18 protein-coding genes and 1 pseudogene are annotated in these 14,351 nt (G+C 70.3%); 13 read left to right on the top strand and 6 right to left on the bottom strand.

Going from position 1 to position 14,351, the window contains the following annotated elements:
* Positions 1-87: 87 nt before the first annotated feature.
* From ACXIZN_RS18815 to ACXIZN_RS18800, 4 genes are read right to left on the bottom strand one after another with little or no spacing between them, the layout of a single operon-like run.
* A complete protein-coding gene (locus ACXIZN_RS18815; protein WP_457955936.1) occupies positions 88-903 on the bottom strand; it encodes a serine hydrolase domain-containing protein in 816 nt (271 codons plus the stop codon).
* 60 nt (positions 904-963) lie between these two features.
* A complete protein-coding gene (locus ACXIZN_RS18810; RefSeq protein WP_457955934.1) occupies positions 964-1,230 on the bottom strand; it encodes an HPr family phosphocarrier protein in 267 nt (88 codons plus the stop codon).
* Between the two features lie 40 nt (positions 1,231-1,270).
* The gene (locus ACXIZN_RS18805; protein WP_257487758.1) at positions 1,271-2,527 is read right to left on the bottom strand and encodes a PTS transporter subunit EIIC; all 1,257 of its coding nucleotides are present in this window, start codon (positions 2,525-2,527) and stop codon (positions 1,271-1,273) included.
* The gene (locus ACXIZN_RS18800; RefSeq protein ID WP_034318372.1) at positions 2,524-3,312 is read right to left on the bottom strand and encodes a GntR family transcriptional regulator; all 789 of its coding nucleotides are present in this window, start codon (positions 3,310-3,312) and stop codon (positions 2,524-2,526) included. Before ACXIZN_RS18800 ends, ACXIZN_RS18805 begins: the two co-directional genes overlap by 4 nt.
* A gap of 224 nt (positions 3,313-3,536) precedes the next feature.
* Between ACXIZN_RS18800 and ACXIZN_RS18795 the strand changes: the two are divergent.
* Positions 3,537-3,782 (top strand): annotated as a pseudogene (locus ACXIZN_RS18795) (glucose PTS transporter subunit EIIB); the annotation flags it as partial.
* Complete coding sequence (locus ACXIZN_RS18790; protein ID WP_457955932.1) at positions 3,779-4,234, top strand: PTS sugar transporter subunit IIA; 456 nt, start codon at positions 3,779-3,781, stop codon at positions 4,232-4,234. The pseudogene ACXIZN_RS18795 and the gene ACXIZN_RS18790, both read left to right, overlap by 4 nt.
* A gap of 64 nt (positions 4,235-4,298) precedes the next feature.
* Here ACXIZN_RS18790 and ACXIZN_RS18785 read toward each other — a convergent pair whose 3' ends face one another.
* Positions 4,299-4,742 (bottom strand): QcrA and Rieske domain-containing protein, encoded by a 444-nt coding sequence (locus ACXIZN_RS18785; protein ID WP_457955931.1) that lies wholly within the window; start codon positions 4,740-4,742, stop codon positions 4,299-4,301.
* A 131-nt stretch (positions 4,743-4,873) separates the two neighbouring features.
* Here ACXIZN_RS18785 and ACXIZN_RS18780 point away from each other — a divergent pair, with 131 nt between their 5' ends.
* The 11 genes from ACXIZN_RS18780 (at position 4,874) to ACXIZN_RS18730 (ending at position 13,764) form a co-directional block, all read left to right on the top strand.
* The gene (locus tag ACXIZN_RS18780; RefSeq protein WP_457955929.1) at positions 4,874-5,242 is read left to right on the top strand and encodes a hypothetical protein; all 369 of its coding nucleotides are present in this window, start codon (positions 4,874-4,876) and stop codon (positions 5,240-5,242) included.
* Positions 5,239-5,751, top strand: coding sequence for a sigma-70 family RNA polymerase sigma factor (locus tag ACXIZN_RS18775; protein ID WP_125675061.1), 513 nt, complete (start codon positions 5,239-5,241; stop codon positions 5,749-5,751). The genes ACXIZN_RS18780 and ACXIZN_RS18775 overlap by 4 nt, the downstream gene beginning before the upstream one ends.
* Positions 5,748-6,368 (top strand): anti-sigma factor family protein, encoded by a 621-nt coding sequence (locus tag ACXIZN_RS18770; protein ID WP_457955927.1) that lies wholly within the window; start codon positions 5,748-5,750, stop codon positions 6,366-6,368. The genes ACXIZN_RS18775 and ACXIZN_RS18770 overlap by 4 nt, the downstream gene beginning before the upstream one ends.
* A gap of 595 nt (positions 6,369-6,963) precedes the next feature.
* Positions 6,964-7,575 (top strand): prepilin peptidase, encoded by a 612-nt coding sequence (locus tag ACXIZN_RS18765; protein WP_457955925.1) that lies wholly within the window; start codon positions 6,964-6,966, stop codon positions 7,573-7,575.
* Between the two features lie 47 nt (positions 7,576-7,622).
* Positions 7,623-8,810 carry a chorismate synthase gene (gene aroC, locus ACXIZN_RS18760; RefSeq protein ID WP_125675055.1) on the top strand — a complete coding sequence of 396 codons (1,188 nt, stop codon included), beginning with the start codon at positions 7,623-7,625 and terminating at the stop codon, positions 8,808-8,810.
* Positions 8,807-9,331 carry a shikimate kinase gene (locus ACXIZN_RS18755; RefSeq protein ID WP_192745275.1) on the top strand — a complete coding sequence of 175 codons (525 nt, stop codon included), beginning with the start codon at positions 8,807-8,809 and terminating at the stop codon, positions 9,329-9,331. Before aroC ends, ACXIZN_RS18755 begins: the two co-directional genes overlap by 4 nt.
* Complete coding sequence (locus tag ACXIZN_RS18750; RefSeq protein WP_457955923.1) at positions 9,328-9,750, top strand: hypothetical protein; 423 nt, start codon at positions 9,328-9,330, stop codon at positions 9,748-9,750. Before ACXIZN_RS18755 ends, ACXIZN_RS18750 begins: the two co-directional genes overlap by 4 nt.
* An 8-nt stretch (positions 9,751-9,758) precedes the next feature.
* A complete protein-coding gene (aroB, locus tag ACXIZN_RS18745; RefSeq protein ID WP_034311646.1) occupies positions 9,759-10,868 on the top strand; it encodes a 3-dehydroquinate synthase in 1,110 nt (369 codons plus the stop codon).
* Complete coding sequence (gene aroQ / locus ACXIZN_RS18740; protein ID WP_457955922.1) at positions 10,865-11,296, top strand: type II 3-dehydroquinate dehydratase; 432 nt, start codon at positions 10,865-10,867, stop codon at positions 11,294-11,296. Before aroB ends, aroQ begins: the two co-directional genes overlap by 4 nt.
* Positions 11,293-12,219 (top strand): GNAT family N-acetyltransferase, encoded by a 927-nt coding sequence (locus tag ACXIZN_RS18735; protein WP_457955920.1) that lies wholly within the window; start codon positions 11,293-11,295, stop codon positions 12,217-12,219. The genes aroQ and ACXIZN_RS18735 overlap by 4 nt, the downstream gene beginning before the upstream one ends.
* 21 nt (positions 12,220-12,240) lie before the next feature.
* Positions 12,241-13,764: a beta-xylosidase gene (locus tag ACXIZN_RS18730; protein ID WP_457955919.1), complete on the top strand. Its 1,524-nt coding sequence runs from the start codon at positions 12,241-12,243 to the stop codon at positions 13,762-13,764.
* Here the strand turns inward: ACXIZN_RS18730 and ACXIZN_RS18725 are convergent.
* Positions 13,719-14,156: a B-4DMT family transporter gene (locus ACXIZN_RS18725; protein ID WP_192745269.1), complete on the bottom strand. Its 438-nt coding sequence runs from the start codon at positions 14,154-14,156 to the stop codon at positions 13,719-13,721. The genes ACXIZN_RS18730 and ACXIZN_RS18725 overlap by 46 nt on opposite strands.
* Positions 14,157-14,351: the final 195 nt, after the last annotated feature.

Genomic DNA, 14,351 nt, shown 5'->3' with positions numbered 1-14,351 from the left:
CCCATTCGGGACGTCAGGCGTCTCGAAAGTGGCTTTCGCGACCTGAGCAGCGGGGCGGGCGGATTCGCGGGAAGGCGGAAACGCCGCTCACGAACCCAGTTCGGCCAGTACGGCGTCGGTGTAGGGCGGCCACACCTCGGCCGCCCACGGGCCGAAGGCGCGATCGGTGAGCGCGACGCAGGCGGCGCCGGCGTCGGGATCGACCCAGAGGAACGTGCCGGACTGCCCGAAGTGGCCGAAGGTCCGCGGCGAGCTCGACGAGCCGGTCCAATGTGGACTCTTCTCACCGCGGATCTCGAACCCGAGCCCCCAGTCGTTCGGCTTCTGGTGGCCGAAGCCGGGCAGGACACCGGAAAGCCCGGGGAAGACCACGGAAGTCGCCTCGCGCACCGTTTCGGCGGCGATGAGTTTCGGTGCCTGCAGTTCGGCGGCGAACGCGGCCAGGTCGTCCACAGTGGACTCGGCACCCGACGCGGGGGAGCCGGTCAGCTTGGTCGCCTTCATGCCCAGCGGCTGGAAAAGCGCTTCGGCCTGGTAGTCGGCGAAGGGGATGCCGGAGTGCTCGGTGAGCGCGTCGGCGAGCTGCTCGAAGCCGGCGTTGGAGTACAGGCGCCGGTTGCCCGGCGCGGCCATCGGCTTGTGCTCGTTGAAGGCGAGGCCCGAGGTGTGCGCGAGCAGATGCCGGATCGTGGAGCCCTCCGGCCCGGCGGGGGTGTCGAGTTCGACGACGCCCTCTTCGATGGCGATCAACGCGGCGTAGGCGGTGAGCGGCTTGGTCACCGACGCGAGCCGGTACACCTTCGTCGTGTCGCCGTGCGTGCCCAGCACGTCACCGGCGGCGGTCACCACGGCCGTGGCGGCGTTGTCCACCGGCCACTGTTCGATCCTGCGCACGCTTTCCATGCCCCACACCCTACGAAGCCCGGGCCGGTCGGGGCGGCCCGGGCTTCGCAGAGGTCGGGATCAGGCGTCGAGGTCGGTCGCCACCAGCTCGGCGATGGCGTCGACGGCCGCCTCGGCCCCCTCGCCGTCGGCACTGATGATGACCTCGTCGCCGAAACCGGCGGCCAGCGTCATCAGGTTCAGCACGCTGCCGGCCGCGACCGGGTCACCGCCCGCCTTGGCGATGTGCACCGCGACGGGCTGCGCCGCGGCCGCCTTGGCGACCGTCGCCGCGGGCCTTGCGTGCAGGCCCACCTTGCTGGCCACGGTGACGCGTTTCTCCGGCATGTTCTTTCCCTTTCGTGCCTTCGGTTCTACTGAGCTGAAACTACTTGACGGGCTTCGCTGCGGTGGCTTCGAGATCGGCCTCGATCGCGTCGTCCTCGCGACCCGGGGTCCGCAGGTTCCACTTCTTGATCACGAAACGGAAGATCACGTAGTAGATGACCGCGTAGGCGAGACCGATCGGGATGAGCAGCCAGACGTTGCCGCTCGCCGCCGGGAGACCGCTGTTGAGCGCGAAGTCGATCGCACCGGCGGAGAAGCCGAACCCGAGGTGGATGTCGAGCGCGTTCACCAGTGCCATCGACGTACCGGTCAGTACCGCGTGGATCAGGTACAGCGGCCACGCGACGAACATGAACGAGAACTCGATGGGCTCGGTGATACCGGTCAGGAACGAGGTCAGCGCGCCGGCGATCATCACGCCGCCGACGATCTTCTTCTGGCTGGGCTTCGCGCTCTGCCAGATCGCCAGCGCCGCGGCGGGGATGGCGAACATGAAGATCGGGAAGAACCCGGTCATGAAGGCGCCGCGGGTGGGGTCGCCGTTGAAGAATTCGGTCAGGTCGCCGCCGTCGAAGATGAACCACACCGGCACGTTCAGCAGCTGGTGCAGACCGACCGGGATCAGCAGGCGGTTCAGCACACCGTAGATACCGCCACCGACGACCGGGGCGCCGGTGACCGCTTCGCCCGCGGCCTGGATGCCTTCGTTGACCCAGTGGAAGACCAGGCCGAAGGGCACCGCGAGGAGCATCAGCGTCACGGCGGTGATGATCGGCACGAACCGGCGGCCACCGAAGAAGGCCAGGTACGGCGGCAGCTTGATGCGGTAGAACTTCTGCCACAGCAAGGCGGTGACGAGGCCGACGATCACACCGGCCAGCACGCTGTAGGACCACTTCATCGGGTTGAGCATCAGGCCGGCGGGCTTCTCGGGGTTCCAGCCCGGCAGTTCGGAGAACGGCGTGAACACCTGGAGGACGCTGGTGAACACGAAGAAGCCGACCACGGCGGCCAGCGCGGTCGCGCCGTCGCTCTTGCGGGCGAAGCCGACGGCGATACCCACCGCGAACAGGAGCGGCAGCCAGTTGAACAGCGAGTTGCCTGCCGCGCCGAGGACTTCGGCGACCTTGTCCCAGCCGAGGCCGTCCTTGCCTAGCAGGTCGGGCTGACCGAACCTGTTCAGGAGCGCGGCGGCGGGCAGGGCGGCGATGGGGAGCATGAGGCTGCGGCCGAAGCGCTGAAGCCCGGCCAGTCCCTTGCCTTTGCCCTTCGCCCCCTCCGCGGTGGTGGAGCTCATCGGGTACCTCCGTAGTGAGGATGGTGACCGGAATCCGGGGTGTTCCGGTCCAGCTGCATGGTGACCTGGTAGTGATCGCCCCGGTACCAGGAAGTCATGTCTTCGATCGGTTCCCCGTTGACGCTGGAGACCCGGCGGAAGACAAGGAGCGGACTGCCGGCGCGCATGCCGAGCAGGCGTGCCGTTTCGCGGTCCGCGGATTCGGCCCAGACCGTCTGCCACGCGTGGTCCGGGCGGAGGTCGTACGACTGGGCGAGTTGGACGTACAACGATCGGGTGAGATCGAGGTCGAGCAGACCGGGCATCCGGCCGGCGTGATACCAGCCGCGTTCGACCGCCAGCGGCACCCCGTCGGCCCGGCGAAGCCGGACGATGCGGTGCGCCGGGGTCCCCGCGGCCAGGCCGAGCGCATGCGCCGAGGGAGCGGGCGGGACCTCGGTGGAGGTCTTGACGACCTCCGTGGTCGGGGTCATCCCGCGACGGCGCATGTCCTCGGTGAAGGACATCAGGTAGAGCTGCAGTTCCATCCGCCTCGCGGCGGTGAACGTCCCCTTGCCGCGCACGCGCGACAAGAGCCCTTCTTCGACCAGCTTGCCGATCGCCGAGCGGACCGTGAGCCTCGACACCTGGTAGGTCTCGGCGAGGTCACGTTCCGAGGGGATCGGCGAGCCGGGGGGTAGCTCACGCTCCACCGTGCGGCGCAGAATCTCCCGCAGCTGGGCGTGCTTGGGCGTCGGTCCGTTGATCACACGGTCGGACGGCGGCAGCTGCGCCGAAGCGCTCATGACGGTCACCGTCCTTTCGGGCCGGTCGGTCGGGGAACCCGTACTCGCATCTGGTCCGGAAGATTGGTACGTTCCGGTCTAGACCAATGATCCGATGGGGCAGGATGCTCCGTCGCACGAGCGGGTGTCAACCACCGTTACGCGTTCGTGGCCAGGGATCACGTGCGAGTCGGCGAACGGCGTAGTACAGCTGGTTCGCATGTGGGAAACCGACAGGGAACAGGGAGACCGCGATGGCGGATGACAGGGCGGAAAAGATCCTCGCGGGGCTCGGCGGTGCCGAGAACGTCATCGAGGTCGAGGGGTGCATCACCCGGCTCCGTTGTGAGCTCGAAGACATGAGCCTGCTCGACGAACCGGCGCTGAAGGCCGCCGGCGCGATGGGCGTCGTGCGCATGGGGGCCGGCGTCCAGGTCATCGTGGGCCCCGAGGCCGACAACATCGCCAGTGAGATCGAGGACCTGCTGTGAGTCTCGAGATCCTCAGCCCGGTGAACGGCAAGACGACCGCTATGACCGAAGTGCCCGATCCGGTCTTCGCGCAGGCGATGGTCGGCCCCGGCATCGCGGTCCTGCCCTCGGGCGGCCGCCAGGACGCGGTCGCCCCGGTGGACGGGACGGTCGTCACCCTGCACCCGCACGCGTTCGTGGTGGCCACCGAGGACGGCCGCGGCGTGCTGGTCCACCTGGGGATCGACACGGTGAAGCAGAAGGGCGAGGGGTTCACCCTCCACGTCGTCAAGGGCGAGGCCGTCCGCGCCGGGCAGCCGGTGGTCGGCTGGGACCCCGACGCGGTCAAGGCCGCGGGCTACTCGCCGATCGTGCCCGTGGTGGCGCTCGACGCGAAGGCGGAAGTCCTTTCCGGACTGCTCAGCGGCGGCGACGTCGAGGCGGGCGACCCGATTTTCACCTGGGACAGCTGAAAGCTTGCCGAAAGGGTCCCTTCAGGACGGAATCACCGTCCTGAAGGGACCCTTTCCGCGTTTCTCAGGCCGTGACGACCTGTCCGTTCGTGACCTTGACCGCGATCGAGGGCAGAGGCTGGTCCGCCGGTCCCTTTTTGACCGCGCCGGTCGCGGCGTCGAAGATCGAGTTGTGGCAGGGACATTTCAGCTCCGCGCCCTCGGGCACGACCGCGCACCCCTGGTGCGTGCAGATCGCGCTGAACGCGGCCGCCGTGCCTTCGGCGGTCCTGGTGACGATGACGTCCTTGCCGTCGGCGGTCTTGGCGGCCTTCGCCTTCCCGACCTCGATGTCGGAGAGCGCGGTCAGGGTCTCGCCCGGCGCGGCGGCGGGCGGAGCGGCGGTCGAGCCGGGCGGAGTGTTGCTGTCGCTTCCGCAGGCCGTGAGGGCCACGGCCCCGACGGCGGCGCCGGCGACGGCGGCCCCGGTGGTCAGGACGGTGCGGCGGGAGTGGAGTTCGGCAGTCATGCCCATACACACGGTCCAGGCGGCCATCCGGTTCAAATTCGGCGTCCATCGGGTGCCGGATTGAACCGCGAGGCCGCTTTTTCCGTGTTCAAGGGCATAGGGGAACCGAACACGCGGAAAGAGATACGGACATGATCCGGTGGTTGTTGCGGGCGGTCGTGGCGGCGGGCCTGCTCGGCTCGGCATGGGTGCATTACGTCGTATGGGAGGACTGGGCTTCCGAAACGGACGTGGTCGGCCCTCTCTTCCTGGTGAACGTGGTGGCGGGCGTGGTCATCGCGGTCGCCGTCCTGGTCTGGCACCACTGGCTGCCCGCGCTCGCGGCGATCGGCTTCGGCTTGGCGACGCTGGGCGCGTACGTGCTCTCGCTGACCACGGGGTTCTTCGGCGTCACGGAGCGCTTCACCACCCAGGCCGAGCTATGGGGCCTGATCACCGAAGTGGCTTGCGTGGTCTTCGCGCTCCCGCTGCTCCTGAACCGGGAAAGCACGGATCGGTGAAGGAATTCGCGGAGGACCGGCTGATGCGGGCTTTGCACGACGAGCACGCGGCGGCACTCTGGTCCTACGCGTTGCACCTCACCAGCGGCGACCGGGTCCGCGCGGAGGATGTCGTCCAGGAGACGCTGCTGCGGGCCTGGCGCAACGCCAAGGTGCTGGACCAGTCCGAAGGGTCGGCGCGGGGCTGGCTGTTCACCGTGGCGCGACGGATCGCCATCGACGACTGGCGTGCCTCGGAGGCACACCCCGAGGTGGTGACCGGCCAGCCGCCCGAAACGGCGGTCACCGACGGCACCGAACGGGCCGTCCAGGGCTGGCTGGTCGCCGAAGCCCTCGGCGAGCTGTCGCCGAGACATCGGGACGTCCTCGTCCTGTGCTATTTCCAGGGTTACTCCGTCGCCGACGCCGCGAAACGGCTGGGTGTGGCCGAAGGGACGATCAAGTCGCGGACGCACTACGCGTTGCGGGCGCTGCGACTGATATTGGAGGAAAGAGGGGTGACTCAATGACCGACCCCTTCGCCACCTACGACGCGGCCTACGTGCTCGGGGCGTTGTCCCCGGAAGACCGGTCCGCCTACGAGAAGCACTTGCGCGTCTGTGATCGGTGCGCGGAATCCGTGCGTGACCTGGCCGGGATCCCCGGACTGCTCGCTCAGGCCGGCGCCCCGGCGCTGCAGGAGGAGCCCTCGCCGGATCTGCTGCCGACCGTGCTCAAACGGGTCCGCCGGGGAAGGCGGATCCAACGGGCGATCACCACCACGACGGCCGGGGCGGCCGTCGCCGCCTGCGTGGCGCTCGCGGTCGTCCTGACCGGGCCGGTCGCGGCGGCGGGCGACCCGATGACCCCGCTCGGCGACTACCCGGTGACCGCCGAAGTCGCCATGTCGGCCACGGAGACCGGCACGAAGGTCGACATGACCTGCAGTTATGGTGGCAACCGCGCCGGGGACTACATCCTGGTCGCCGTCGGCGCCGACGGCGGCACCAGCGAGCTGGCGTCCTGGCGCGCGATGCCGAAGGACACCGCGCACATCGTGGTCGGTACCGCGATGCGCACCGGAGACATCAAGGCGCTGGAGATCCGCACGCCCTCGGGTCTCCCGCTGCTGCGGATGAACCCCTGATCCCGGTGTCATGACAGGTCTTCGTGGCCGGACGCGGTGCGGATTGGGGTGAGTTTCGGGCCCGATTTCTGATGTCGCGAAAGCCACTTTCGGGACGTCAGACGTCGCGAAAGTGGCTTTCGCGACGTGGCTGGGCCTTGGGGGCTCGCGAAAGCCACATCTGCGGTGCAGAGAGGCCTCCGTCGCTAAGTTCCCGCCTCCGCGGACGTCGCGAAAGCCACTTTCGCAACGTGCCACCTTTGCCTTGCCCCTCAAGGAGGCCTCGATCCTTAAGGCGCCGCCTCCTGCGGGGGCGAAGGGAGCTTCCCCGCATCTCATGCGACGAAAGCTCCCCTTCGCTGCATGAGACGCGGTGAAAGGCCCCTTCAGCCCACCGTTGCGCGCCCGGTCCCTTCACCCCGCCGCTACGCGACCGACTCCTGTCGGCTCCCACCGCCGCGCGCCCGATCCCTTCAGTCCCGCCCTGCCTGCCCATGCGTGAACGGTCCATTCACGACTTCCGCACCCCCGCCCGACCTGCCGAAAGCACGCGAAAGTCCCTGTCACGAAAAGAAATCCTTGCCGCACCGAGCGTCACCGGCGCACTCTTGATCTTGTGTTCACGCCGATCGCCTTCGCGGTGGCGGGCGCCGGATCGGCGCTCGCCGCGCGCTCCTGCCTGCGCCGGGCGGGAGCGCCGGTCACGGCGTGGGCGGCGGCCATCACGGCGGCGGTGCTCGTCGCCGTCTGGCTCAGGCACCAGTCCGGCGCCTGGCCGTCGTGGTGGCTCGCGGTCCCGGCCGTGCTGACCGTCTTCGCCGTCCCGCTGGCGCTCGCCGACCTGAAGTACCGCCGCCTGCCCGACGTCCTGACCCTGCCCGCGTACCCGGCGCTGGCCGCCGCCCTCGCGATCGCCGCACACGGGGGAGGAACGGCCATCGCGTGGCGGGCCGTGCTCGGCGCGCTCGTCTTCGGCGGGGCGCACGCGCTCGTCCACGCGTTGTCGCCGCGCTCGCTCGGTGCCGGGGACGTGAAGCTGGCGGGCAGCCTGGGAGCGGTCCTCGCCGCGACGGGCTGGCCGTCGGTCGTGCTCGGCGCCGTCGCCGCGGCGCTACTGAGCGTGGCGCTCGCGGTGGGCGGGCCACGGCATCCCACGGTGCCGCACGGACCCGGTCTCCTGGTCGCGGCGTGGGCGCTCGCCGTCTTCGCCGGACCAGGTCCGGGATAGCCCGGCCTGTACCGGGACAGAGAGGAGGTTGTGACAGGATCTGTCAGGTGTTGCGCTGGATAACCGCAGGGGAATCGCACGGACCCGCCCTCGCCGCCATCCTGGAAGGGATGCCCGCCGGGGTCGAGGTCACCACCGCCGAAGTGGGCGAGCAGCTCGCGCGCCGGAGGCTCGGCTTCGGCCGCAGTCCCCGGATGGGCTTCGAGACCGACCACATCGAGTTCACCGGCGGCGTCCGGCACGGGCTCACCCAGGGTGGCCCCGTCGCGGTCCAGATCGAGAACGCCGAGTGGCCCAAGTGGGAGAAGGTCATGTCGGCCGATCCCGTGCCCGCCGAGGAGTTGGAAGGCCTCGCTCGCAACGAGCCGCTGACGCGTCCCCGTCCCGGCCACGCGGACCTGCCCGGGATGCAGAAGTACGGCTTCCCGGAGGCCCGTCCGGTGCTGGAGCGCGCGAGCGCCCGCGAGACGGCGTCCCGCACGGCGCTCGGCACGGTGGCCCGCGCGTACCTCAAGCAGCTGCTCGGGGTCGAGATCCTCAGCCACGTCGTGTCCATCGGTGGCGCGTCGGCGCCCGAGGGCCCGTTGCCGGTGCCCTCGGACCTGCCCGCCATCGACGAGAGCCCGGTCCGCGCCTTCGGCCAGGAGGGGACCGACGCGATGGTCGCCGAGGTCGACGCCGTGCGGAAGGCGGGTGACACCGTCGGCGGCGTGATCGAGGTGATCGCCTACGGCCTGCCGCCGGGCCTCGGCTCGCACGTCCACTGGGACCGCAGGCTCGACGCCCGCCTCGCCGGCGCGCTCATGGGCGTCCAGGCGATGAAGGGCGTGGAGGTCGGCGACGGCTTCACCACGGCCAAGCGCTGGGGCAGCCAGGCACACGACGAGATCGACCGCGGCACCGGGCCGGTCGGGGTGACCCGCCGATCCAACCGCGCGGGCGGCCTCGAAGGCGGCATCACCAACGGCGAGCCGCTGCGCGTGCGCGTCGCCATGAAGCCGATCTCGACCGTCCCCAAGGCACTGTCCACTGTGGATGTCACCACCGGTGAACCCGCGGTCGCCATCCACCAGCGTTCCGACGTCTGCGCGGTGCCCAGGGCCGGGGTCGTGCTGGAGTCGGTGGTCGCGCTGGTACTCGCGGACGCCGCGCTGGAGAAGTTCGGCGGCGACTCGCTGGCCGAGGGCAAGCGCAACGCCGAGGCCTACCTGAAGGCGCTCGAGGAGCGCTGGTGACTCCTCGCGCGGTGATCATCGGGCCGCCGGGCTCGGGCAAGAGCACGGTCGGCCCGGCGCTCGCCGCCCGGCTCGGTCTCGCGTTCCGCGACAGCGACGACGACATCGTCGCGAGCGCGGGCAAGCCCATCACCGACATCTTCGCCGAGGAGGGCGAGCCCGCCTTCCGCGCGCTGGAGGAGGAGATGGTCGCGAAGGCGCTCGCCGAGCACGAAGGCGTCCTCTCGCTGGGCGGGGGAGCGCCGATCACGCCGGGCACCCGGGAACGGCTGGCCGGGCACACCGTGATCTTCCTGAACGTCGGGATGGCCGCGGGCGTCCAGCGCGCCGGGCTCTCGACCGCGCGCCCGCTGCTGGCCGGGGTGAACCCCCGCGCCACGTACAAGGCGCTCCTCGACGCGCGCCTGCCGGTGTACCGCGAGGTCGCCACGTTCGAGATCGAGACCGACCGCCTGACCGCCGACGAGGTCGTCGAGGCCGCCCTCATCGGGCTGCACGAGATCAGCAAGGACCGAGCATGAAACGCACCACCGCCGGCGTACTGCTCGCCGTCATGGCCCTGACCCTGACCGCGTGCGGCGAGGAGAAGCAGCCCGCGGGAGCCGACGTCGTCCAGACCGGAGCGGCCACCACCGGCGCGCCCGCGTCGGCCGCACCGGAAGCGGACGTCGCGGCCGACGTCAAGGTCACCAAGTGCGACAGCAACAGCTACACCCCGAAGATCACCATCGAGGTCACCAACAGCACCGCGGAAGACGCGCGGTACGCCGTCACCATCGCGATCAAGGACGCCGACGGCAAGCCCTCCGGTGAGGCGCTTTTCGCGAAGAACCGGATGACGCCCGGCCAGAAGGTGACCGAAGAGATCCCGGGGGACACCCCGGTCAAGGGCAAGATCACCTGCGAGGTCGCGAGGGCCAAGCGGCTTCCGCCGAAGTGAGGGGAACGATGACCGAGCCGGTCCGCATCACCGTCAACACCGCCAAGCCCTACGACGTCGTCATCGGCCGCGGCCTGCTGGGCGAGCTCACCGAGCAGCTCGCCGACGCCTCCAAGGTCGCGCTGATCCACCCGCCGACGCTGACGACCACCGCCGAGGCCATCCGCGACGAACTGGCCGAAGCCGGGATCGACGCCCACCGGGTCGAGATCCCCGACGCCGAGGACGGCAAGGCGCTCACCGTCGCCAGCTTCTGCTGGGAGGTCCTCGGCCGCATCGGCCTCGACCGCCAGGGCGTGGTCGTCGGGCTCGGCGGCGGCGCCGTGACCGACCTGGCCGGGTTCGTCGCCGCCACCTGGATGCGCGGCGTCCGGCTGGTCAACGTGCCCACCACGCTGCTGGGCATGGTCGACGCCTCCCTCGGTGGCAAGACCGGCATCAACACCGAGGCGGGCAAGAACCTGGTCGGCGTCTTCCACGAGCCGAGCGCGGTCCTCGTCGACCTCGCGACGCTGGAAACGTTGCCCCCCAACGAACTCGTCGCCGGAATGGCCGAGGTGGTCAAGGCCGGGTTCATCGCCGACCCGCGGATCGTCGAACTCGTCGAGCAGGACCCCGCCGCGGCGCTGGACACCACCGGCGAGGTCCTCGGCGAGCTGGTCCGCCGCTCGATCCAGGTCAAGGCCGACGTCGTCGCCGCGGATCTGCGCGAGTCGGATCTGCGCGAGATCCTCAACTACGGCCACACGCTCGCCCACGCCATCGAGCGCCGCGAGCGGTACCGGTGGCGCCACGGCGCGGCGGTCAGCGTCGGCCTGGTGTTCGCCGCCGAACTCGCGCGGCTGGCCGGTCGTCTCGACGACGCCACCGCCGAGCGGCACTCGAAGGTGCTCAAGCTGCTGGGCCTGCCGACCACTTACGACCCGGACGCGCTCCCGCAATTGCTGGAGACGATGAAGGGCGACAAAAAGACCCGCTCGGGCGTGCTGCGCTTCGTCGTCCTCGACGGACTGGCGAAACCCGGCAGGCTGGAAGGCCCGGACCCGTCGCTGCTCGCCGCCGCGTACTCGGTGGTGGCCGGTGAAGCCCCCAAGCCCGGCGGGAGCGTGCTGCTGTGAAGGTGCTCGTCCTCAACGGCCCGAACCTCGGCAGGCTCGGCCTGCGCGAGCCCGGTATCTACGGTTCGGCCACGCACGCGGACCTCGTCTCCACCTGCGTCGAGACCGGCAAGGAATTGGAGATCGACGTCGAGGTCCGGCAGACCGACCACGAGGGCGAGATGGTCGGCTGGCTGCACGAGGCCGCCGACGCGGGGTGGCCGGTGGTGCTCAACGCCGCCGCCTGGACGCACTACTCGATCGCGGTCCGCGACGCCGCCGCCCAGCTCAAGGCGCCGCTGATCGAGCTGCACATCTCCAACGTGCACAAGCGTGAGCAGTTCCGGCACCACAGCGTGCTGTCGGATGTCGCCACCGCCGTGATCGCCGGGCTCGGGGTCGACGGGTACCCGCTGGCCCTGCGCTGGATGGCCGCGAACGCGGCATGAACAACCCGCCCACGCTCGACACCGCGAGGCTGCGGTTGCGCGCGCTGACGGAGGCGGACACCGACGCGATCGTCAAGCTCTTCGCCGACCCGGCGATTAGCGCGCATTTCGCGGTGCCGCTCACCGAGCCGGACCGGGTCCGCGAAATGGTCGGCCGCAGGTTGTCCTACGACGGCCCGGCGGGTATGGGGCACTGGGCGATCGAACGTGATGGCGAGGTGATCGGCCTCGCGCATCTGCGGCCGTCGCAGGAGCTGCCCGGCGACGTGCCGGAGATCGGCTATTACCTTTCGCGCGCGCACGGCGGGCAGGGCCTGGCGACCGAGGCCGCGAAGGCCCTGCTGGAGCACGGGCTCGTCGGCCTCGGCCTGTCGTCGGTGTGGGCGCTGGTCGGCGAGTCCAATGTGTCCAGTCAGAACCTGGTGCGACGCTTGGGTTTTCTCGACGTCGGTGGTGGTGACCACTACGGCAGCGGGCCGCACCGGGTCTTCGTCGCGCTGCCTTCGGGTCATGGCCGCGCGCACCACATCGAGCTGTGGGTGCCCGATCTCGGGCGCGCGGAGGAGAGCTGGGGCTGGCTGCTCGGCGAGCTCGGCTGGCGGGAGTTCCAGCGCTGGCCCGCCGGGGTCAGCTGGAAACACGGCGCGACGTATCTCGTCGTCGAGCGTTCTCCCGCGCTCAGCGGGGAAAAGCACGAGCGCACCGCGCCGGGCCTGAACCATCTCGCCTTGCACGTCGAGTCACGCGATCGGGTGGACGAACTGGCCGCGAAGGCGCTCGAACACGGCTGGTCGCCGATGTTCGCGGACAAGTATCCGTATGCGGGCGGTGACCATCACTACGCCGCCTACCTCGAAAACGCCGACGGCTTCGAGGTGGAACTGGTCGCTCTCCCGGGTACTGAGGTCACTCGACCGGATTAAGCCTCGCTACACTCGGCCATCATGCGCCTTTTTCGTGGGGGTCGGCGACCCGCCCGTGCCGTCGTGGCCCTTCTCGCGGCCGGCGCGGTCCTCGCGGCGTGCAGCGACGGCACGGTGCAGTCCCAGGCCGACGGCAAGGGCGGCGGGATCGGCGGGGCCCAGCAGGCGCCCAAGGAAAAGCCGCGCCCGATGGACGTCGAGCTCGTGACGAGCGATCCCCGGGCCAGCGGCGGCGTGGTGGCCGCGGGCGATCAGGACGCGGTCTACAACTACAGCCCGACCGTGATGCGGGACGGCGGCGAACTCAAGATGTGGTGGTGCAGCCAGTACGGCAGCGCCCAGCCGCCCGGTGACGACGTCCTCTACGCGCAGTCGCCCTCGCTCGACGGTCCGTTCACCGGCCCGTCCGGTGGTGGGCCCGCGGCGGTGTTCTCGGGCGCGCCCGGCGGTTTCGACGGTATGCACACCTGCGATCCGTCGGTGATCAAGGTCGGCTCGACCTACTACATGTATTACACCGGCGCGGCGGGCGACCACGCGCTCGGCAACTCGATCGGCCTCGCGACCAGCCACGACGGCCTCACCTGGACGCGGGCGGCGGGCGGGAAGCCGATCATCGGGCCGTCGCACGACGTGCACCGCGACAACGTCTACGGCGCGGGCCAGCCCTCGGCGGTGTACCTCGACGGCTGGTTCTACGTGCTCTTCACCGACACCACCGCGAAGGGCGCCGGATGGAACGGCGCCGGGCAGTTCCTGCTCCGGGCCAGGGACGCGGCGTTCACCCGTGGCGTGGAAACGCTGGGGGAGCAGGGCTTCGTCGCCAAGCCCGGCACGACCTCGCCGCGCCCCCGTTCGCTGGTCGACGCGTTCAGCACCGACCTGATGTGGGTCGGTTCGCTCGACGCCTTCGTGATCGCGCACGAGACCGAAAAGGGCACCACCCTCACGTTCTGGACCAGGGATTTCTCCGCGCAGCCGTACCGGCCGGCGCTCATCCCGGGCGTGTGGAAGGAAGGCCCGGGCCTGGTCAGGCGGCCCGACGGGCACGCGCCGCTCTCCTCGGGCGACGTCTGTGACCGGGTCCCGTTCGACGTCGTCCGGGCCACGGTCATCGGCGGCGCGGCGGCGCCGACCGACCTCAAGCATTTCGGCCTGGACGTCCGCGGTTCGCGGGCGTGCGAGAGCGACGCCCGGATCCGGACCTCGTTCGAAGGTGTCGCGATGCCGTCGCCGCAGCGGACCATCGACCTGGTGGCCGGCGGCACCCTGGTGCGGGTCGACCGGCGCTCGGTGGCGGCGGCGCTCGCGGGCGAGATGCTGAACGAGCGGCTCAAGGTCGTCGGCGACTTCCCGCTGGCGGCGCGGTTGAGCGCCGGGGCGAGGATGGTGCACGCGCCCGGCCGAGGGTTCGGCGTGGTGCTCGACGGCAAGCTCTTCGCGCTGCCGGACGGCAGGGCGGCGGTGCTGAACGACTCGGCCGTCGAGACGATCGCCGATCAGGCTTGGGACGGCTTCCCGGCAGGTTTCTCGCTCGCGGGCTGATCGGCCTTGGTGATGCGGCCGCCGACGAACAGGCCGAGCCCGGCCGGGATGAGCACCAGCAGGGCCGAGAAGGCGGCGCCGCCGGTGAGCGCGCCGCCGAGTTCCGAGGCGCCGGTCTGGTCGACGAACACCGCGCGGCCGATCACGTACAGCACGCCGGAGACCGGGCCGGCGATCAGCGCCGCGATGAACCAGTTCTTGCCGCGTTCGGGTTTGCCCTGCCAGGCGTCCACGGCACCCCAGCCCGCGGCCGCGCCGACCAGGACGGCGAGGGTGAGGGCGGTGACGAGGGTCTTGTCGGTGGGGTTGAAGACCTCGTACTTGGCCAGCACGGTGACGGCCGCGCCGTGCAGCAGCGCCATCACGAGTCCACGAGTCAGCCACGGTGCCATTGGGGGAGTTTAACTCGCCAGTAGCGACTGTCACGCCCCTCCGCGGCCCTGACAGCCGGTGGAAGGTCCGTGAAGGCCTCCTTGAGGGACTCTGGGTCCCTCAAGGAGGCCTTCACGGACTCGATGATCGTCACGTCCGGAGGCGATCGCCCAAGTACATGAAGGCCACCTTGCTTGCGCCTAGGTACATGAAGG

The organism is Amycolatopsis sp. TRM77291, from assembly GCF_054166285.1.
The sequence above is the reverse complement of the archived record's forward strand: the minus strand, read 5'-3'. Positions and strand labels throughout refer to the sequence as shown.

What these genes read in the sequence shown, in the direction of transcription:
- ACXIZN_RS18815 (WP_457955936.1), bottom strand. Translation starts at nt 903, where the DNA reads ATGGAAAGCGTGCGCAGGATCGAACAGTGGCCGGTGGACAACGCCGCC.
- ACXIZN_RS18725 (WP_192745269.1), bottom strand. Translation starts at nt 14,156, where the DNA reads ATGGCACCGTGGCTGACTCGTGGACTCGTGATGGCGCTGCTGCACGGC.
- ACXIZN_RS18805 (WP_257487758.1), bottom strand. Translation starts at nt 2,527, where the DNA reads ATGAGCTCCACCACCGCGGAGGGGGCGAAGGGCAAAGGCAAGGGACTG.
- ACXIZN_RS18800 (WP_034318372.1), bottom strand. Translation starts at nt 3,312, where the DNA reads ATGAGCGCTTCGGCGCAGCTGCCGCCGTCCGACCGTGTGATCAACGGA.
- ACXIZN_RS18770 (WP_457955927.1), top strand. Translation starts at nt 5,748, where the DNA reads ATGACCGACCCCTTCGCCACCTACGACGCGGCCTACGTGCTCGGGGCG.
- ACXIZN_RS18735 (WP_457955920.1), top strand. Translation starts at nt 11,293, where the DNA reads ATGAACAACCCGCCCACGCTCGACACCGCGAGGCTGCGGTTGCGCGCG.
- ACXIZN_RS18810 (WP_457955934.1), bottom strand. Translation starts at nt 1,230, where the DNA reads ATGCCGGAGAAACGCGTCACCGTGGCCAGCAAGGTGGGCCTGCACGCA.
- ACXIZN_RS18785 (WP_457955931.1), bottom strand. Translation starts at nt 4,742, where the DNA reads ATGACTGCCGAACTCCACTCCCGCCGCACCGTCCTGACCACCGGGGCC.
- ACXIZN_RS18780 (WP_457955929.1), top strand. Translation starts at nt 4,874, where the DNA reads ATGATCCGGTGGTTGTTGCGGGCGGTCGTGGCGGCGGGCCTGCTCGGC.
- ACXIZN_RS18750 (WP_457955923.1), top strand. Translation starts at nt 9,328, where the DNA reads ATGAAACGCACCACCGCCGGCGTACTGCTCGCCGTCATGGCCCTGACC.
- ACXIZN_RS18730 (WP_457955919.1), top strand. Translation starts at nt 12,241, where the DNA reads ATGCGCCTTTTTCGTGGGGGTCGGCGACCCGCCCGTGCCGTCGTGGCC.
- aroB (WP_034311646.1), top strand. Translation starts at nt 9,759, where the DNA reads ATGACCGAGCCGGTCCGCATCACCGTCAACACCGCCAAGCCCTACGAC.